18 protein-coding genes are annotated in these 17,726 nt (G+C 71.3%); 7 read left to right on the forward strand and 11 right to left on the reverse strand.

What is annotated here, in order from left to right; translation table 11 throughout:
* The first annotated feature begins 29 nt into the window (after positions 1-29).
* Positions 30-512, forward strand: coding sequence for a VOC family protein (locus ACMTAK_RS48515; RefSeq protein ID WP_413812098.1), 483 nt, complete (start codon positions 30-32; stop codon positions 510-512).
* Positions 513-771: 259 nt separating this feature from the next.
* On the opposite strand, the gene ACMTAK_RS48520 is transcribed toward ACMTAK_RS48515, so the two are convergent.
* Positions 772-1,722: a serine/threonine dehydratase gene (locus tag ACMTAK_RS48520; RefSeq protein WP_413812099.1), complete on the reverse strand. Its 951-nt coding sequence runs from the start codon at positions 1,720-1,722 to the stop codon at positions 772-774.
* A 35-nt stretch (positions 1,723-1,757) separates the two neighbouring features.
* Here ACMTAK_RS48520 and ACMTAK_RS48525 point away from each other — a divergent pair, with 35 nt between their 5' ends.
* Positions 1,758-2,408: a TetR/AcrR family transcriptional regulator gene (locus ACMTAK_RS48525; RefSeq protein ID WP_413812100.1), complete on the forward strand. Its 651-nt coding sequence runs from the start codon at positions 1,758-1,760 to the stop codon at positions 2,406-2,408.
* Between the two features lie 58 nt (positions 2,409-2,466).
* Here ACMTAK_RS48525 and htpG read toward each other — a convergent pair whose 3' ends face one another.
* The 8 genes from htpG to ACMTAK_RS48565 all read right to left on the reverse strand — a co-directional run bounded on the left by htpG (position 2,467) and on the right by ACMTAK_RS48565 (position 10,237).
* Positions 2,467-4,416, reverse strand: a complete 1,950-nt coding sequence (gene htpG / locus ACMTAK_RS48530; protein ID WP_413812101.1) for a molecular chaperone HtpG — start codon at positions 4,414-4,416, stop codon at positions 2,467-2,469.
* Between the two features lie 158 nt (positions 4,417-4,574).
* Positions 4,575-4,730 (reverse strand): hypothetical protein, encoded by a 156-nt coding sequence (locus ACMTAK_RS48535; protein WP_413812102.1) that lies wholly within the window; start codon positions 4,728-4,730, stop codon positions 4,575-4,577.
* 143 nt (positions 4,731-4,873) lie between these two features.
* Entirely contained in the window at positions 4,874-5,320 is a 447-nt protein-coding gene (locus ACMTAK_RS48540) for a nitroreductase family deazaflavin-dependent oxidoreductase (RefSeq protein WP_413812103.1), read from the reverse strand.
* 154 nt (positions 5,321-5,474) lie between these two features.
* On the reverse strand, positions 5,475-5,651 hold the full coding sequence (locus ACMTAK_RS48545) for a hypothetical protein (protein ID WP_413812104.1): 177 nt from the start codon (positions 5,649-5,651) through the stop codon (positions 5,475-5,477).
* Positions 5,652-5,849: 198 nt separating this feature from the next.
* A complete protein-coding gene (locus tag ACMTAK_RS48550) occupies positions 5,850-6,527 on the reverse strand; it encodes a hypothetical protein (RefSeq protein ID WP_413812105.1) in 678 nt (225 codons plus the stop codon).
* Positions 6,528-6,716: 189 nt separating this feature from the next.
* Positions 6,717-7,424, reverse strand: a complete 708-nt coding sequence (locus tag ACMTAK_RS48555; protein WP_413812106.1) for a dienelactone hydrolase family protein — start codon at positions 7,422-7,424, stop codon at positions 6,717-6,719.
* Between the two features lie 97 nt (positions 7,425-7,521).
* Complete coding sequence (locus ACMTAK_RS48560) at positions 7,522-8,583, reverse strand: aldo/keto reductase (protein WP_413812107.1); 1,062 nt, start codon at positions 8,581-8,583, stop codon at positions 7,522-7,524.
* Between the two features lie 115 nt (positions 8,584-8,698).
* Positions 8,699-10,237: a Rieske 2Fe-2S domain-containing protein gene (locus ACMTAK_RS48565; protein ID WP_413812108.1), complete on the reverse strand. Its 1,539-nt coding sequence runs from the start codon at positions 10,235-10,237 to the stop codon at positions 8,699-8,701.
* A gap of 224 nt (positions 10,238-10,461) precedes the next feature.
* On the opposite strand from ACMTAK_RS48565, the gene ACMTAK_RS48570 reads away from it, so the two are divergent.
* The 5 genes from ACMTAK_RS48570 (at position 10,462) to ACMTAK_RS48590 (ending at position 16,008) form a co-directional block, all read left to right on the forward strand.
* Entirely contained in the window at positions 10,462-11,157 is a 696-nt protein-coding gene (locus ACMTAK_RS48570) for a histidine phosphatase family protein (protein WP_413812109.1), read from the forward strand.
* Positions 11,158-11,247: 90 nt separating this feature from the next.
* On the forward strand, positions 11,248-12,726 hold the full coding sequence (locus tag ACMTAK_RS48575) for an FG-GAP repeat domain-containing protein (protein ID WP_413812110.1): 1,479 nt from the start codon (positions 11,248-11,250) through the stop codon (positions 12,724-12,726).
* Positions 12,727-12,778: 52 nt separating this feature from the next.
* Entirely contained in the window at positions 12,779-14,194 is a 1,416-nt protein-coding gene (locus tag ACMTAK_RS48580; protein WP_413812111.1) for a serine/threonine-protein kinase, read from the forward strand.
* Positions 14,191-14,553 (forward strand): hypothetical protein, encoded by a 363-nt coding sequence (locus ACMTAK_RS48585; protein WP_413812112.1) that lies wholly within the window; start codon positions 14,191-14,193, stop codon positions 14,551-14,553. Before ACMTAK_RS48580 ends, ACMTAK_RS48585 begins: the two co-directional genes overlap by 4 nt.
* A 138-nt stretch (positions 14,554-14,691) precedes the next feature.
* Positions 14,692-16,008 (forward strand): S1 family peptidase, encoded by a 1,317-nt coding sequence (locus ACMTAK_RS48590; protein WP_413813221.1) that lies wholly within the window; start codon positions 14,692-14,694, stop codon positions 16,006-16,008.
* Here ACMTAK_RS48590 and ACMTAK_RS48595 read toward each other — a convergent pair.
* Positions 15,987-17,015 carry an SMP-30/gluconolactonase/LRE family protein gene (locus ACMTAK_RS48595; protein WP_413812113.1) on the reverse strand — a complete coding sequence of 343 codons (1,029 nt, stop codon included), beginning with the start codon at positions 17,013-17,015 and terminating at the stop codon, positions 15,987-15,989. The two genes, ACMTAK_RS48590 and ACMTAK_RS48595, sit on opposite strands and share 22 nt — an antisense overlap.
* Before the next feature lie 4 nt (positions 17,016-17,019).
* The gene (locus tag ACMTAK_RS48600) at positions 17,020-17,664 is read right to left on the reverse strand and encodes a diguanylate cyclase (protein WP_413812114.1); all 645 of its coding nucleotides are present in this window, start codon (positions 17,662-17,664) and stop codon (positions 17,020-17,022) included.
* Between the last annotated feature and the right edge of the window lie 62 nt (positions 17,665-17,726).

The raw sequence follows: 17,726 nt of genomic DNA on the forward strand, positions 1-17,726 counted from the left end.
GTAATCGCTCCCCAACGCAGGAGGTACCGATGGCCAGCGACGGATTCACCACGTGCCTGTGGTTCGACGGCCAAGCCGAAGAGGCGGCGCAGCACTACATCTCGATCTTCAAGAACTCCAGGCTCGGACGGATCACCCACTACACCGGGGTCGAGCCCGGCGGCCCGGCGGGGAACGTGCTGACCGTCGAGTTCGAGGCCAACGGACACAAGTTCGTGGGGCTCAACGGCGGGCCGGAGTTCACCTTCAACGAGGCCATCTCCTTCCAGGTCCACTGCGCGGACCAGGACGAGGTGGACCACTACTGGAGCAAGCTCTCCGAGGGCGGCGAGGAAGGTCCCTGCGGCTGGGTGAAGGACAAGTTCGGGGTGTCCTGGCAGATCGTCCCCACCGCCCTGCTCGACATGATCGCCGACGCGGACCCGCAGAAGGCCAAGCGGGCCACCGAGGCGATGATGAAGATGGGCAAGCTCGACATCGCCGCCCTTCAGGCGGCGTACGACGGCGCGTAGTCCATAGCGGTGGGCGGCTGGGCGGCTTCCGTACGGCATCCGGTCAGGCTGCCGTACGGGCGCGTCCGGCCGTGCCGTACCGCTGAGCGCCCTCGTTGAAGCCCGGTGCGGTTCGGTTGCGCCCCGAGGGGGCGCGGGGCTGTGTCGATATGCGGCTCCGCCGCGGCTGTATCGATGTGCGGCTCCACCGCGTGGGCGAACCAGCCACGACGCGGCCGCGGATGAACGACCGCACCTCGCGCCACTTCCCGTGGAGCTCTTAGCGGCCGAGGGTGAGGTCCGCGGGGTCGGTGTTGGCGCCGCAGAGGAGCACGGCGACCTTCTCGCCGGGCCGCGGCCGGTAGGCGCCGGAGGCCAGGGCCGACAGCGCCGTGGCCGCCGCGTGCTCGACCGCGATCCTGCGGTCGTCCCACAGCGCCCGGCGCGCGGAGACGACCGCCTCGTCGGACACCAGGATGGACCGCACCCCGTCCTTACGGGCCCACTCCAGGGCGGTCGAGGACACATGGCGGGCCCCGAGCGAGTCCGCCGCCACCGAGTCCACCGGGACGTCGACCACCGCACCGGCCTCCAGCGCGGCGTTCAGGGCGCGGCATCCGTACGGCTCCACGGCGACGACCCCCACCCCGCGCTCCAGGGCGGACACCGCGACCCCGGTGAACAGCCCGCCGCCCCCGACCGCCACCACCACGGTGTCCAGGTCGGGCCGGGCCTGGAGGATCTCCTCCATCACGGTGCCCGCCCCGGCGGCGATCAGCGGGTGGTCGTACGCGTGCGACAGCAGGGCACCGGTCTCGGCGGCGTGCTTCTGGGCGGCATCCCGAGCGTCGGCGTACTCGGTGCCGATCTGATGGACCTCGGCGCCGAGCCGGCGCAGCCGGTCCACCTTCACCGCGGGTGCGGTCTCGGGCACGAACACGGTGGCGGGCACGGAGTGCCGGGCGGCCGCCCAGGCGCACGCCAGCCCGGCGTTTCCGCCCGAGGCGATGACGGCACCCGCGTCCGGCAGGGTGCCCGCCTCCCGGTGGGCCCTGATGAAGTTGAACGCGCCCCGCGCCTTGAAGGTGCCCGTGTACTGCAGGAACTCCAGGGCCAGCCATCCCTCGGCCGCACCCCACGCCCCCTGCTCCACCGGCGCGAGCGCCACGGGTCGGATATGTCCCGCGACTCGCTGGGCCGCGGCTGTTACGTCCTCAATGGAAACAGTCACTGAAACACTGTAACAACCACTGGTACGCTCGGGGCGTGCGAAACAACCGGGACCGAGCCGACCAGCCCACCCTGGAGGCCATCGCCGAGGCCGCCCTGACCGTCGTCGACGACGAGGGGCCCGAGGCGCTGAGCTTCCGCAGGGTGGCGCAGCTGCTGGGGGTCTCCCATGCCACGGTCTTCCGCCGCTGCGGCGACTTCGACGGTCTGGTGAACGCGTGCGCGGACCGGCTGGCCGCACGGATGCCGCTGGTGGGGCAGGACCAGGACTGGGCCACCGCCACCGAGGCCCGCTTCGCCGCGTTCTACGAGGTGCTGATCGAGCACCCCGGGCTGGTGGCGCTGCGGTCGGGCCGCGCCTGGTGGGGGCCGCATCTGCTGAGCCGCCTCGTGGAGCCGCAGCTGGCGCACAACATCGCCGCCGGAATGACCCCCGAGGCGGCGATCCGCGTCTACCGGCGGCTGTATCTGCTCACCCTCGGCGCCGTCGCCTTCGTCGACCACCGCAACGCCAAGCAGGTCCGCACCGCCGCGCGCACCGCGCTCGCCGCGCTGGACCCCGAGGACTTCCCGGCCCTCACCGGAAACCTGGACGTCGTCCTGCCCGCGCTGACCGACCACGAGGTCTACCGCGGCGCGCTGCGGCAGCTGATCGACGCCTCCGCGGCGGCCTGTCCCGGACGCTGACCGACGCGAAGCGGGGCGGGCCCCGAGTGGACCCGCCCCGCCGCACGCCGAGGCGTGGCTACAGCGTCTGCTGCACCCGCTCCGCCACCAGCTTGATGAAGCGCGACGGATCGCTCAGCTCACCGCCCTCGGCGAGCAGCGCCATGCTGTAGAGCAGCTCGGCCGTCTCCCCGAGACCACTGTCGTCCTTGCGCTCGGCGTGGGCCTTGCGCAATCCGCTGACCAGCGGATGGGTCGGGTTCAGCTCCAGGATGCGCTTGACCTGGGGCAGGTTCTGGCCCATCGAGCGGTAGATGTTCGCCAGGGCCGGGGTGACATCGAAGGTGTCCCCGACGATGCAGGCCGGGGAGGTGGTCAGCCGCGAGGACAGCCGCACCTCCTTGACCTGCTCGCTCAGCGTCGACGTCATCCAGGAGAGCAGCTCGGCGAAGTCCTTCTGCCGCTGCTCCCGCTCGGCCTCCGCCTCCTCGTCCTTCTCGTCCTGGGAGTCGAGGTCGACCTGCCCCTTGGCGATGGAACGGAGCTGCTTGCCGTCGAACTCCGGCACGGCGTCGACCCACAGCTCGTCGATGGGGTCGGTGAGGAGGAGCACCTCGAAGCCCTTGTCCCGGAACGCCTCCATATGGGGGGAGCTCTCCACGATCGACCGGGACTCGCCGGTCATGTAGTAGATGTGCTCCTGCCCGTCCTTCATGCGCTCGGCATAACCGCGCAGTGTGGTCGGCTGCTCGGCGTCATGGGTCGAGGCGAACGAACACACCTCGAGGATCGCCTCGCGGTTCTCCAGATCGCTGAGGAGACCTTCCTTGAGAACGCGGCCGAATTCCTTCCAGAAGGTCGCGTAGCGCTCCGCGTCGGAGGACATGATGTCCTTCACCGTGGAGAGCACCTTCTTCACCAGACGGCGCCGCATCAGCTGAATCTGGCGGTCCTGCTGGAGGGTTTCCCGCGAGACGTTCAGCGAGAGGTCCGCGGCGTCCACCACGCCCTTGACGAAGCGGAGGTATTCCGGCATCAGCGCTTCGCAGTCGTCCATGATGAAGACGCGCTTCACATAGAGCTGCACACCCCGCTTGCGGTCCTGCATATACAGGTCCTGCGGGGCCCGGGCCGGAATGAACAGCAGCGACTGGTATTCGAAGGTGCCCTCCGCCTGCATGCGGATGGTCTCGAGCGGATCGACCCAGTCATGGCTGATGTGCTTGTAGAACTCGTGGTATTCCTCGTCGGTGACCTCGTCCTTGGGACGGGCCCACAGCGCCTTCATCGAGTTGACGGTCTCGAGCTCGGGCGCCTTCTCGTCGCCCTCCTCCTCCGTCTGCTCCGCCTCGTCCGCCGCGGCCGGGGCCTGGGCGGGGGCCATCCTGATGGGCCAGGTGATGAAGTCCGAGTGCTGCTTGACGATTTCCCGGATCTTCCAGGGCGAGGCGTAGTCGTAGAGATGGTCCTCGGTGTCCTCCGCCTTGAGCTTCAGCGTTACGGAGGTGCCCTGGGGGGCGTCGTCGAGCGGCTCGATCGTGTAGGTGCCCTCGCCGCTGGAGACCCAGCGGGTGCCCTGGCTCTCCCCGGCGTGACGGGTCTCCATGGTCACCTCGTCGGCCACCATGAAGCTGGAGTAGAAGCCCACTCCGAATTGCCCGATGAGATCCGCGGAAGCGGCCGCGTCCTTCGACTCCCGCAGCTCCTTGAGGAACTTCGCGGTGCCGGAGTTCGCGATGGTGCCGATGAGCTCCACGACCCCCTCATGCGACATGCCGATGCCATTGTCGCGGACGGTCAGCGTGCGCGACTCCTGGTCGATCTCGATCGCGATATGGAGATCAGAGGTGTCCGCCTGGAGGTTTTCGTCGCGGAGCGATTCGAGGCGCAGTCTGTCCAGCGCGTCGGAAGCGTTGGAGATGAGCTCGCGCAGAAAGACGTCCTTGTTCGAGTAGATCGAATGGATCATCAACTGCAGAAGCTGTCGTGCCTCGACCTGAAACTCGAAAGTCTCGACCCCTGTAGTCAACTGTTTCCCCTCGTGAGATAAGTGTCGACGCCGTCAAGCACAGTGCGTCATCGGCAGCTTATCGAAGGTGAGGGGTGTCGAGCGGCCTTCCGGGCAGATGACGGACGGCCGCTCACGGAGCCGGATACGGTGGCCCCGGGCGGCGGGGCCGGAGTGCGTCAGCCGCCGCCACGCACCTTGCTCCAGTCCAGGGCCTCGGCGGCCTCGCGCTGGATTTCCTCGGCCGCCTCCCGGGCCTCCGCGGGGACGTCGCCGTGCTCCGCCACGAGGCTGTCGTAGATCGGCGCGAAGTCTGATTTGTCTGTCGCGGTCATGTAGCGCACTTCCTTGGGTACGGATTCCGGGTCGGCTCCCGGCTACCCGATCTATCAAACAGGCATGCTTTGACGTCGATCACAGGGGGGCTCCCGGTGGCCGACGGGCGCCCGGCGCGCCGGGACGCGCCGGGCCCCGCGGGTCAGTGCGCGGTGGCCGCCGCCTCCAGCACGAAGACCGGGATCTCGCGGTCGGTCTTCGTCTGGTAGTCGGCGTAGTCCGGGTACGCCTCGACGGCGCGCTCCCACCACCGGGCCTTCTCCTCGCCGGTGACCTCGCGTGCGATCATGTCCTGCCGCAGCGGGCCGTCCTGCAGCTCGACCCGCGGGTCGGCCACGACGTTGTAGTACCAGACCGGATGTTTGGGGGAGCCGCCCAGCGAGGCGACGACGGCATAGGTGCCGTTGTGCTCGACCCGCATCAGCGGGGTCTTGCGGATCTTCCCGCTCTTCGCGCCCAGCGTGGTCAGGAGGACCACGGGCATGCCCCGCATCGTCGTGCCCTCGGTGCCACCGGAGCTCTCGATCAGCTCGACCTGATCGCGTACGAACTTCTCCGGGCTCGGCTCGTACTCACCCTGCAACGGCATGATGTCCGTCCCCTTGTCTCGTGTGCGAAGACTCGCCTTGCGTCTCCCCGTGTGGATGGTCAACACGGGGAGTGCGCGAGATCATCCCGGCGGCTGCGGCCGTCGTCGGGGCGGCGACGCGAGGGGATCGGCCGTGTGCCGGGGGGTTCGTCCGTCACGCGGCCAAGCGGCGCCGGCCGGGGGAGGGTGAGGGGTTGGGGGTGGAGGAGGGGGTTGTTTCCTGGTCGCCCTTCCGCTCCGCCGCGCGCTTCGACTCATCGGAGTGACGTCCCTGAGGAGCGAAGGTCAGGTCCGGTACGTCGACGACCGGCGGCAGATCGGGAGTGAGCATTGGCTGCTCATTTCTGTTCATGGCCAGCGGGTACCCAGGTGCGGCGGACTCACCCTGCGATACCGGTCACAGTCGGACATGGCGGTCAGGTCGATGGTTCGCGCCCGTGCGGGACGGACCGCCGAACGGCCGGTGTGCACCCCCGCGGCACACCGGCCGTCGCACACCGGCCGCCGCCCGGCGGCCGGTTTGGCCGGTTCAGCCCACGCGTTCGATGCGCGCGTTGCGGATCAGGAATTTGCCCGGTTCACGAACCTGCTCGAAGGCGGCGTTGTTGAGCAGGGCGCAGCTGCCCGAGGTGGAGGTGACGGAGACGGTTGTCGACTTGTCGTTGTCGAGATTGGTCACCTTGAGCTTGGTGCCGACCGGGAACTCATCGCTGGAGGCGGCCGGGGCCCCGTCCTCGCCGGACAGGGTGACGGTCGACCCCGCGCAGACGACCTCTCCCGAGGCGCCGGCATCACCGGCGCCGGAGTCCGAGGCCCCCGCCGACGCGGAAGCCGATGCGGAGGCGCCGCCCTCGGCCGGAGCGGCTGCCTCGTCCTGGCCCGCGGCCCCCTCCGCCTGGCCCGCGCCCTCGTCGGCGGCGCAGCCCGAGGCCTGCTGCTTCCGCTTGATCTCCTCGATGACGGCCTGCCGGTTGGCTATCCGCGCCGGTGACTGCGCATCCGGATTGGCCTGCTGATCGGCGATGAACTTCTCGTTGTTGGCCAGTGCCTGCTCCAGTCCGGCGCAGGCCGTCGAGGACTGTGCCGCGCCCTCGGTACTGGCGTTGCTGGTGGCGGCCAGCACCCCGGCGCCGGTGCCCGCCAGCGCCAGCGAACCGATCAGCAGGCCAAGCTTCTTCTTGCCGCTGAGCGTCCTTTTGCGTGTCATGTCGACTCCTTTTCGAGCTGTCCGCCATGCCATACGGGCGGATGCGGGAGTCGTCTCAGAGCCGGACGGAAATTTTTCGGGGAAATGTGGTTGAGAATTGAACGGCGGCGGGTTCTCCGGGCTCGACCTTAAAAGGGCCTTAAGGCTTCATGAAGCCTTAAGGCCCTTTCCGGCGGTGAGCCGATTTCATCAGTCCAGCCGCTGGTGCAGGAAGCCCAGCGTGCTCTGCCAGGCGGATGCCGCGGATTCCGCGTGATAGGAGGGGCGCTCGTCATTGAAGAAGGCGTGACCCGCGGGGTGGAGCCGGAAATCCGGCTCCACGCCGGACTCCTCCCGCATGACCCGGCGCAGCCGCTCCAGACCGTCCAGCGGAATGGTGTTGTCGTTCTCCCCGAAATGGCCGAGGACGTCGGCCCGCAGTCCCGAGAAGTCCGGCAGCTCGCCCTGGATGACGCCGTAGAAGGGCACCGCCGCGCTGACCCGGGAATCGGCGGCGGCCAGATACAGCACGAAGCCGCCGCCCATGCAGAAGCCGACCGCCCCCACGGTGGCGGAGGTGACCTCGGGCCGGCCGAGGAGATGGTCCACCGCCCCGGAGAGCAGCTCGACTCCGCGTCCCACCGGCAGTTCCTGCATCATCCGGTACGCCTCGTCGGCGTCATGGGCGACGCTGCCCCCGTACAGATCGGGCGCCAGCGCGACGAAGCCCTCGCGGGCCAGCCGGTCGGTGACATCGGCGATGTGATGGTCCAGGCCCCACCACTCCTGAATGACGATCAGCCCGGGGCCCCGCCCGGACGGCGGCAGCGCGAGGTAGCCGTGCGCGGTGGCTCCAGCGCTGGGGAAGGTGACGTTCTGGCGGGCGGGGGAGCCGGTCGGCTTCGGGGCCTCGGGCATGGCGGATCGCTCCTGTCGTACCGATCGTCGGTGGCCCCACCCATCGTAGGGACGGCCCGCGCCACCAGGGCGCGGCGCGCTGCCGCCACGGGCGCTCCTAGAGGATTCCGCTCGTGGCGCGGCGGTGGGTGGAGCGGCGGTCGTCGATCTCGGCCCAGCGGTCGCCGTAGATGTTCTCGGTGATGCCCCGGTCCCGTACGAAGTCATGCGGGAAGCCCAGTGGCACCGCGCTGACCTCGTCCAGCCGTGCCACCGCGGCGGCGTCGAGCCGGACGTCGACGGATCCGAGGGCGTCGGCGAGCTGGGACTCCCGGGTGACGCCGACGATCGGGATCACGGTGCCGGGGCGGCCGCGCAGCCAGGCCAGCGCGACCTGGGCCGGGGTCCAGCCGCCCTGTTCGGCGATCTCCAGTACCGCGGTGATGGTGGCCTCCTCGTTGTGTTCCGTGCGGTCGTCCCAGGTGCTGTGGGTGGTCAGTCGTCCCGGCTCGCCACGGCGGTACTTACCGGTGAGCTTGCCGCCCGCGAGCGGGCCCCACGCCAGCACGGCCTGGTCGAAGGCGCGCGCCTGGGGGAGGAGTTCGCGCTCGGGGGTGCGCTCCAGCAGGTTGTAGCGCAGCTGTGAGCCCGCGAAGCAGGTCCAGCCGCGCAGTTCGGCGAGCGTGCCGGCCTGGGCGATCTCCCAGGCGGGCCAGTCGGACACCCCGAGGTACAGCACCTTTCCGGCCCGCACCAGATCGTCGAGCGCCCGCATCACCTCCTCGACGGGGGTGAAGTTGTCCCGGGCGTGCACCCACAGGACATCGAGGCGGTCGGTGCGCAGCCGCTCCAGGCTGTCCTCCACCGAACGCACCAGGTTCTTGCGGTGATTGCCCGCCGCGTTCACATCGCCCTCGCGGGTCACGCAGGTGTACTTGCTGGCCAGGACGAAGCCCTCCCGGCGGCCCCCCAGCAGCTCGCCGAGGATGGCTTCCGAACTGCCGCCGGTGTAGTTGTTGGCGGTGTCGATGAAGTTGCCGCCCGCGTCCGCGTAGAGGTCCAGCAGCCGCCGGCTGGTCTCCTTGGCGGCCCCCCAGCCCCAGTCCTCGCCGAAGGTCATGGTCCCCAGGCTCAGCTCGCTCACCCGGAGGCCGGTCCTGCCGAACAGTGTGCAGCGCACGGTGATCCCCTTGCGTCGGTCGTGTCATGACGTGCGCCGACGCTAGGAGTTGAAGAGCGCTCCAGGGCAAATCGCCGGGTGTGGCGGCGACCGCCGCCACACCCGGCGAGGCGGGTCACGACACGGCCGAGGCGCGGATGTCGTGTCCGTCCGCGGTCAGACAGCGGCCCGTGGTCAGGTCGTAGCGCCAGCCGTGCAGGGTGCAGGTGAGCACCTCGCCCTCGATCTGCCCGAACCGGCCGAGGTCGGCGCGCAGATGGGGGCAGCGCCGCTGCACCCGCCAGCCGTCCAGTTCGATGTCCTGGCCGTCGTCCTGGCAGGAGTCGTAGTAGTTCTCCACGTACTCGATGCGCTCCATCGACAGGCACTTGAAGAACACATACAGGAATTCGTTGTACGGCCCGACCCGGGCGGCGGTGAACCGCATCGACAGCAGCAGACTGTTGGACCAGTCCACCTCGCGCCGCTCGATGTTGGTGGCCACCAGATCGGCCGCGGTGGACAGCGTGTAACGGCAGCGCTCACCGTCCCAGAGGCGGACCTCCCGCGCCGGGAAGTCGATCACGATCGGCACCTCGCCCACATCCAGCCGCGCCGGGCCGCCGACGCCCGCGCAGATCCGGTCGGCCCTGGTCAGCAGCGGCTCCCACCACTGCTTCAGCTCGGTCAGCAGCCGCTCGCGCGGCAGTGCGGGGGACCGTGAGGCGCGTTCGGCGGCGAGCGCGGGCCGCTGCCGACGGGCGAACTCCCGCAAGTACGCGGGCTTCTCGCCGAAGATGTGCTCGATCTCCGCCTCGGTGCAGCGGTGGGTGAGCTTGCACGCGGTGTCCTCCGGCTCCGCCACCGTTCCCGGCAGCAGCAGATGCGCCGCCACCCGCGGGCGCGCCCGGCCCAGCTGGCGCAGGAACTCCAGCTGGTCCACGAAGATGCTTTCCCCGTCCTGGCCGGTGCCGTTGTGCTCGAAGAGCTCGTCGTCGAGGAAACACGGCGGACCCGCGTTGGGGAACACATGCTTGGCTTCCACCGCGTCGATGTAGCGCAGCGCCCGGTCGAACTGCCCCTGCCGCTTGCGCGCGGCGAACTCCTTCCTGGCGGAGAGCGGCAGCTGGTACACCATCGGGTACCAGATCGCCCCGGAGAACTGGACGAAGTACGCGTCCACCTCGCCGAACGCCCGGATCGCCGCGATGTCCAGCGGATGGGCGTCGTTCTGGTTGAGCAGCACGGTCCGGCCGTCGTCCAGTGAGAGCGCGGAGTCGCCGATCGGGCCGTCCCCGGGGCCGGTCAGCGCGGTGATCATGATGCGCAGACCGTCGCGCTCGACCGGGGTACCGGAGGGGGCGCGGAGGAAGTTGGTGAAACCGAGCGCGCTCAGCTCGCGTTCCAGCTCATCGGTGGCGAAGGCCGGAAGCAGCACGGTGATGTCCTTGCGCACGTTCCGGCGCAGGTTTTCCGCGTCGAAGTGGTCGCGGTGCAGATGGGAGACATACAGATAGTCCGCCGCGCGCCCGTAGTGTGCCCAGTCCAGATCGGTGTTGTCCGGGAACGGAAACCAGGAGCCGAAGAAGGCGGGGTTGACCCATGGATCGCAGAGCACCGACCCCGCCGCGGTCTCGATGAACAGCCCAGCATGCCCAAGTCCGGTCACGCGCATACCACAGCACCTCAACCCGGTCGGTGATGTCCGATATCTCCACCGTGTCGGGATTCATGGCCGTGTGCATCCGCGGCTGCGCTTGCCGGGTGGTGCGATCCGCCACCCGGGTCATGTCGGTGTCTTCGCCGTGAGACGGTGGGCCCGAGGGTCGTCCGCCGCTCCGGCGCGGATCCCGGAAGGCGCCCTCCACGCGGGCGAAGGGTGCGGATGAGGGGGTCTGGGTGGTGCGGATCACGTTGGTCACGCCCGCCGTCAACGCGGCGCTGCGGCAGGTGCGGTTCGACGACGCCCCGCCGGACGCGGCCGGGTTGCGCCGGGCCACGGCGGCGGCCGCTGCGCTGCCCCACCACGACATGGCGTTCACCGCGCCCTCCGAGCGGTGCCGCGGTACCGCCGCGGCCCTGGGGCTCGACGCCGCCGTGACGCCGGAGCTGGGCGATCTCGATGTGGGCCGCTGGCGGGGCCGTTCGCTGGACGAGGTGGGGCAGGAGGCGCCGGAGGAGGTCGCCGCGTGGCTGTCCGACCCGGCCGCGGCGCCGCACGGCGGCGAAACGCTGCTGGAACTGGTGGAGCGGATCGGGGGCTGGCTGGAGGCGCGGCGGGAAGGTCCGGCTCCGGCGGCACCGGTCGCACCGCCCGCCCCCGCCGGTGAGACGCACCGGGGGAGTCCGCCCCCGGCCGCGCCGCCCCCACCGCCCGCCCCCGCCCGTGAGGCGCGGCTGCTCGCCGTCGTGGAACCGGCCGTGGTCCGGGCCGCGCTCGTCCACGCCCTAGGCCTGCCCGCGCCCGCCTTCTGGCGGCTGGACGTCGCCCCGCTGACCGCGACGGAGCTCGGCGGTCGCGCGGGCCGGTGGAATCTGCGCTGCGGACGCCCGCTGGCGGGGAGGCGCGCCGTAACGAGGGGATGCGCGCCGTGACGAGGGAGGCGCGCCGTGACGAGGGGAGCGCGCCGTAACGAAATGATCTCTCCGATGGCGTGTCACCACCGGATGCGCTGTCGTGTCCTGATGGCCCCCACCACCAGGCTCCGCCCCGCCACCGCCACCCTCTGTGCCGCCGCGCTGGCGCTGCTCACCGCATGTGGCGGTGGCGGTGGCGACGATGAGACCAAGGGCGGCGACGGGGCCGGGAAGAGCACGGCCGCACCCGTCGTCACCCCCACCGCGACCGCTCCCGTCCCCCGGGGCAAGGGCAGCGCCCTGGCGGACGACCTCAATGGCGACGGCCGCCCCGAGCTCGGAATCCCGATCGCCTCCGACGACGAGGGGCTCGGCGGCCTGCGCCGTATCGCCTATGTGTACGGCTCGGCGAAGGGCCCCGACCCCGCCGTCCGCACCGTGCTCGGCCGGGACGACCTTTCCCTGCCCGCCGGCGCAGGGTGGCAGGGCACCGCGGGCGAGATGGACTCCGCGACCACCGCCGACCTCGACGGCGACGGCTACGCCGATGTGATCGCCACCGCCACCAAGGAGCGCGACCCGGCCAGTAGCGAGCGCGTGCACATCACCACCCGGACGCTGCCCTACATCGCCTGGGGCGGCCCCGACGGGCCACGCCGGGGAACCCCCGCCACCCCGGTGCGGCTGGCCGACGCCGACGACGGCCTGGAGAACTCGCGGCCCCTGGCGACGGGCGACTTCAACGGGGACGGGCACCACGATCTGGCCGCCGTGCGCCAGAGCGGCAAGGACTTCCATGTCCTGTACGGACCGTTCGGCCGCGACGGCGAGGCGGCCCGTACCGAGACGTACGCCAACCCCCTCGGCCCCAGCGGCCAGATCGCGGAGCTGTACGCCGACGCCATCGACGGCGACCGGCCGACCGATCTGGTGGTGCATGAGCAGGGCGACGACGACCAGACGAAGTCCGCGCTGCTCACGGCGGGCCCGGACGGCCTCGCCACCACCGGCCGCACCCTCCGCAAGGGCAACGCGATCGCCTTCGGTGACTTCGACGGCGACGGGAAGCGGGATGTGGCGGTCGCCGACACCGGCAGCCGCAATGACGAACCGGGCTATGAGACCGAACCCGCGGACGTCAGCCAGTCGGTGAGCGTGTACACCAAACGCACGGCCGGCTCGGTCCCCGAGCCGATCAGGATCCCCGCCCTGGGTGGCGATGTGCTCGCCGCCGCCGACACCGACGGGGACGGCACCGACGAACTGGCCGTCTCGCTGCGCACCGGCGGCACCGAACTGCTGACGATCCGCCCGGACGCCCCCGGAGAGATCGCCCATCGCCGCACCCTCGACCGCACCGTCCCGTCGCGCGTGGACGGCCGCGCGGTGCCGAAGAAGCGGCGCGCCGTCCGGCTCTACGGCGCCGGGGACTTCGACCACGACGGCAAGGACGAGGTCGTGCTGGCCTGGGGGCCGGACCCGCTCTTCGCGCTCTACGGGGAGAAGCCGCAACGGTTCTGGGTGACCGACGGCACCGACGACAAGGTGGTGTTCACCAGCGCGCCTTATGGCAAGGACACCTCATGAGGCCGCAAGGAACCCTACTGTGGGCGTCAGTCGGCTGGGGAGGGGGAGGCGGATGACGGCCGGGGGAACCTCCGGTGAGGACGAGCGGGGGAGTGGTCCGGAATCGCCCCGAGGGACCGTGATCGGCGGCCGGTACGAGCTGCGCGGGCGCATGGGCAGCGGCGGCATGAACCTGGTCTGGGACGCCTACGATATGACGCTCGGTCGCCCCGTCGTCGTCAAGGAGCTGTGGCCGGGCCTTGATCCGGACCCGGAAGCGTACCGGCGGCGGGTCGAACGGTTGCGCCGTCTGGTCCGCGTCCTCGCCGCGACCGTGCATCAGCACCTGGCCGCCGTCTACGACCTGGGCGAGAGCGACGGCCGGGTCTGGATCGTCATGGAGCGCGTCGGTCGGCGTTCGCTGGCGGATCGGCTCGGCGATCGGGGCGGGCGGTTCACCGTGCCCGAGACGGCCCGGACCGGCCTGGAGGTGCTGCGCGGATTACGCGCGCTGTACGCGGTGGGCGTGGCCCATGGGGACGTCAAACCGCAGAACATCCTCTTCCGCCCGGATGGCACCGCGGTGCTGGTGGACCATCTCGGCCTGGTCTTCGCGGACGAGGGCAGCATGCCTGGCACCCCCGGCTACATGGCACCGGAACGCCTCACGTCCCTTTCCTCTTCCTCTCCGGCGACCGGAGAAGCGATGCTGAGGGCCGACCTGTGGTCACTGGGGGCGACCCTGTACCAGGCCGTCGAGGGCCGCGCACCGTTCGAGAGGGCGTCGGCGTTCGAGGTGATGCACGCGGTGCTCAACGACCCGCCGCCGCCCATGAGATACGCGGGTCCGCTCCGGCCGCTGATCGAGGGTCTGCTGGTCAAGGATCCCGAAGGACGGCTGACGGCCGAGCAGGCCGAGGCGCTGCTGCACGATGTGGCCCGGGGCGAGCCCATGTCCGCCCCCAGGGTCGAGGCAATGCCCCTTCCGGCCCCTGCGGGGGCAGCGATGCGGTCGGCCCCCCGGGCGAGCGGCGCGGGCAGCGGAATCCTCGCCCCTGTCGCGGCCGTGCTGGGGGTCCTGCTCGCCGTGACGGGGGCGGTGGCCCTGCCCTCAGTGAGCCCGGGCTCCTGGGACGACGTTCCGGGATGGGTGGGGCCCGGGTGTCTCGGCCTGCTGTGGCTGGGGCTCGCGGCGCGCGGCTTCGCGTCGGCCAGACAGCGGGACCGGCGGGCGCGCTGGCTCGACGCCCTGCGCCCGGACGCGGCGGAGGCGGCTGCCCGCCCAGCCGGGCCCTGGCAGGCGCTGCGCGAGGGATATCTGGCGTCCCTGGCGATCCCTCGGACCCCGGCCCGGCGGGCGCGACGTCCGGTCGAGCGAGAGATGGAGCGGGACATGGCCGACTTCCTCACCGCGCTCGGTCCGCCTCCGCCACGGTCGGCCGGCCAGGACCCCGCACCCCGCCCGGACCGCCCGGGGGAGGCCCCGTGACCGAGAACACGAGTGAGAACCCCGCGCCGGGCAGCCCGCCGGAGACGGCGGTGCCCTGGGGCGACCGGCTGCCGGTGGAACAGGCCAAGGAGTGGGAGGCGGTCAGGCCCGGCACGGTGGAGTGGATGCTCACCGAGCTCCAGCGGGAGCGTGAGCACCGCCGCCGCATGGACTGGGTCCACACGGGGCTGCAGGCGTTCGGCTCGCTCCTGGGCGCGGGCACGGTCGTGGCGTACATCTGGGTGGCCACGTACTTCCTCGCCCACGACGCCGCCACCCAGGGCGCGGCCATCCTCGGCGGCGGCACGGCCGCCCTGGTCGGGGGGTTCCTCGGCAAGCGCTACGGCGACCGGCGCTGATCCCGGGAGCCGCGGTCCGCCCCACCGGGATCCGTGGCTCCGGCCGTGGAGTGAGCAGGACGTCGCTTCCTTACGTATGAGGGGGTGGGCCTTCGCCGTCCGGGGCCCCCGGCTGGATCGACGTAAGGAGACAGGGTGGTGAAGCACATGCGGCGCGGCGTGCGCCGGGTCGTGCGGTTCGCGGCTGTCGGGGCACTGGTCTGTGGCGGGGTGATGGTCTCTCAGGCCGGGCCGGGCGGATCGGCCCACGGGACGACCGGAAGCGACGGTCCGAGAGCCCTGAGCGCGGACCGGACGGACGATGTGGGCGGACGGCTGGTGTCCGCACTCGGCGCCTCCCGTACGGCGGGCAACTGGATCGGCGCCGACGGCCGCCCGGTGGTCGCGGTGACGGACGATACGGCGGCGGACGAGGTCAGCCGGGCCGGGGCCACCGCCAAACGGGTGCGCTACAGCATGGCGGACCTGGACTCCGCGACCGAGAAGCTGCGCTCGGCGCCCCGGGTGGCGGGCACCGCCTGGATGGTGGACCCCAAGTCCAACCAGGTGGTGCTGGTCGGCGACAGCACCGTCTCCACCGCCCGCTGGTCGCAGATGAAGGACCTCGCCGCGGAGGTGGGCGGCGAGGTGCGCGCGCAGCGGACGGAGGGCTCCTTCACCACCAGAACCGCCGGTGCCTCGCCCATGTTCACCAACGGCAGCCGCTGCTCGGCCGGTTTCAACGTCACCAACGGCCAGACCGGTTTCATCCTGACGGCGGGACACTGCGGCCCCAACGGCACCCCTTGGTTCACCGACGGCACCGGCTCGACCCGCATCGGCACAACCGTCCAGAGCAGCTTCCCCGGCAATGACTTCTCGCTGGTGCGCTACGACAACGCCTCACTCGACCAGCGCAGCGTGGTCAACGTCGGTGGCGGCCAGACGGTGCGGGTCACCGGTGTGGCCGATCCGGTCGTGGGCCAGGAGGTGTTCCGCAGCGGCAGCACCACCGGAGTGCGCTCGGGCAAGGTGACCGGGCTCAACGCGACGGTCAACTACCCCGAGGGCACGGTCACCGGGCTTGTCCAGACCACCGTGTGCGCCGAGCCCGGCGACAGCGGGGGGCCGCTCTTCGCGCAGGGCGTGGCGCTCGGCGTCACCTCCGGCGGCAGCGGCGACTGCGACCGTGGCGGGGTGACCTTCTTCCAGCCCGTGACCAAGGCGCTGACCGCGCTCGGGGTGTCCATCCCGGGCGCCAAGGCCCAGAGTCCCGACCCGGCCATCGCCTCCGGCACATCCGGGAGCTCAGGGGTCGACGACGGCGTGTCGACGCTCGACGACGTCGTGGCGTACGCCCAGGGCTTCGGACCCGGTCTGGTGGTCATCGTGGTGGGGTTCGTGGGACTGCTGTCGACGCTGACCATCCGGCCCCGGCGGCGCCGCTACCGCGGCTACTCCACCGGCTGGGGGTGAGCCGCCCCGGTGGCCTCCCGGGGCGGTGGCAGCGGGCAGACCGCGATGCCCCGCTCGAGGAGGCTGCCCATGACGAGGAGACCGCCGAGCGCACACACGCTCGTGGCCATCCGGTACGGGGTCCGGCGCCGCACCAGATGGCGGACGACCCGGCCGTCGGAGCCGATCGCCAGGGCGCGCACCGTGCGCCGCGGGCGGGGGCGGAGCCGGGTGGCGACGGGCACCGCCGCCCTTCTGAGCGGGGCGGGCGCGCGGTGCAGCAGATCGAGGGCAGGCTCCCGTGGCGCGGCTATGGCCACCCAGATGACACCGTCGGGGCCACGGGTGAGATTGTCCGGGAAGCCCGGCAGATCGCGGAGGAGAAGGTCCCGTGTCCCGGCCCGGCGGCCGGTCAGCCACAGCCGGCTGATCCGGTAGGCACCGCTCTCGACCACGGCCACATACGACTCGTCGGCGGCGAGGGCGACCCCGTTGGCGAACCGCAGCCCGTCCAGCACCACCTCCGGGCGGCCGCCCGGCCGCAGCCGGAGCAGCTGCCCGGTGGCGGTGTTCTCCAGGATGTCGCCGAGCCAGTCCTCCAGGCCGTGGCGGCGGCTGGACACGGTGAAGTACACCGTGCCGTCCGCCGCCGTGGCGACATTGCTGCAGAACCGCAGCGGCCTGCCGGCCACCTCGTCGGCCACCACCCGTACGGACCCGTCGTCCGGCCCGACCCGCAGCAGCCCGCGCCGCGCGTCGCAGACCAGCAGCCCGCCGTCGGGGCAGGGGACGAGCCCCAGCGGCCGGCCACCGGTGTACGCGAGCACCTCGGAGCGGACCAGCTCATGGTCCGGCGACAGCGTCAGCCGCCGGACGGCCCCGTCCGCGGTCCCGGTGAGGATCCGGCCCTCCGCGTCGACGGCGACATGTTCGGGCCCGTGCGCCTCCGGCGCCAGCACCCGCGGACAGGGCAGCGGTTCGGCCGGTACGCGGGACCGTGTCCGCGTACCGGCTCGCTCGCGCGGCATGGGCTCATACCGCCTTACGGGCCCTGGCGGCCCTGATGCACCGCCGCATCTCCTCGGCGTAGGGCAGCACCACACAGGCGCCGATGCCGAGCCCGATGGCCGCCAGATAGCGCACGGGCAGCGGATTGTCCTTGGGCAGCAGCTTCCAGTCCTCGGGCCGGTCCCCGCCGCGCAGCGCCGCCCGGACCTGGTCCCAGTGCAGACAGCAGGTGAACGCCATCGCCGACAGCGGCAGCACCTCCAGGAAGCTGTGGATGTGCTGCTCCACCGGGCGCACCTCGCGCTCCCCGGTGGCCAGGCTCACATCCCACAGCGCGGTGGCACCATGGGCGACGGCCGCTCCGCCCATCACCGACAGCACCAGCGGATTGACCCGGGCCAGCAGCCCCATCGCCACGGGGACACCGGCCTCCGTCATCATCAGGGCGTGGATCGCCGACTCCTTCGTGCCCGACGTCTCCTCGATCCTGGTCCGGCGGTGCATCAGCCAGTCCGCCACCGCCGGGACGAACCACAGCGGCATCACCCCGTACATCAGGAACCGCCGGTTGGCGTCCTCGACGTCCACGGCATCGCGCGGCACCTCCAGATCGCGTGGCCGCCGCCACCGCCGCCACGCACGGGTCACCGGGATACGGGAAAGAGTCATCTCGCCTCCAGCACGACGTCGGAGAAGCCGGGTGCCCTCTTCGTATCGCGGACAAACTGCCG

Origin of the sequence: Streptomyces lacaronensis (genome assembly GCF_047337785.1) — a bacterium.
Lineage (GTDB): Bacteria > Actinomycetota > Actinomycetes > Streptomycetales > Streptomycetaceae > Streptomyces > Streptomyces lycopersici.

What these genes read in the sequence shown, in the direction of transcription:
- ACMTAK_RS48515 (WP_413812098.1), top strand. Translation starts at nt 30, where the DNA reads ATGGCCAGCGACGGATTCACCACGTGCCTGTGGTTCGACGGCCAAGCC.
- ACMTAK_RS48535 (WP_413812102.1), bottom strand. Translation starts at nt 4,730, where the DNA reads ATGACCGCGACAGACAAATCAGACTTCGCGCCGATCTACGACAGCCTC.
- ACMTAK_RS48540 (WP_413812103.1), bottom strand. Translation starts at nt 5,320, where the DNA reads ATGCCGTTGCAGGGTGAGTACGAGCCGAGCCCGGAGAAGTTCGTACGC.
- ACMTAK_RS48545 (WP_413812104.1), bottom strand. Translation starts at nt 5,651, where the DNA reads ATGCTCACTCCCGATCTGCCGCCGGTCGTCGACGTACCGGACCTGACC.
- ACMTAK_RS48550 (WP_413812105.1), bottom strand. Translation starts at nt 6,527, where the DNA reads ATGACACGCAAAAGGACGCTCAGCGGCAAGAAGAAGCTTGGCCTGCTG.
- ACMTAK_RS48555 (WP_413812106.1), bottom strand. Translation starts at nt 7,424, where the DNA reads ATGCCCGAGGCCCCGAAGCCGACCGGCTCCCCCGCCCGCCAGAACGTC.
- ACMTAK_RS48565 (WP_413812108.1), bottom strand. Translation starts at nt 10,237, where the DNA reads ATGCGCGTGACCGGACTTGGGCATGCTGGGCTGTTCATCGAGACCGCG.
- ACMTAK_RS48575 (WP_413812110.1), top strand. Translation starts at nt 11,248, where the DNA reads ATGGCCCCCACCACCAGGCTCCGCCCCGCCACCGCCACCCTCTGTGCC.
- ACMTAK_RS48580 (WP_413812111.1), top strand. Translation starts at nt 12,779, where the DNA reads ATGACGGCCGGGGGAACCTCCGGTGAGGACGAGCGGGGGAGTGGTCCG.
- ACMTAK_RS48595 (WP_413812113.1), bottom strand. Translation starts at nt 17,015, where the DNA reads ATGCCGCGCGAGCGAGCCGGTACGCGGACACGGTCCCGCGTACCGGCC.
- ACMTAK_RS48600 (WP_413812114.1), bottom strand. Translation starts at nt 17,664, where the DNA reads ATGACTCTTTCCCGTATCCCGGTGACCCGTGCGTGGCGGCGGTGGCGG.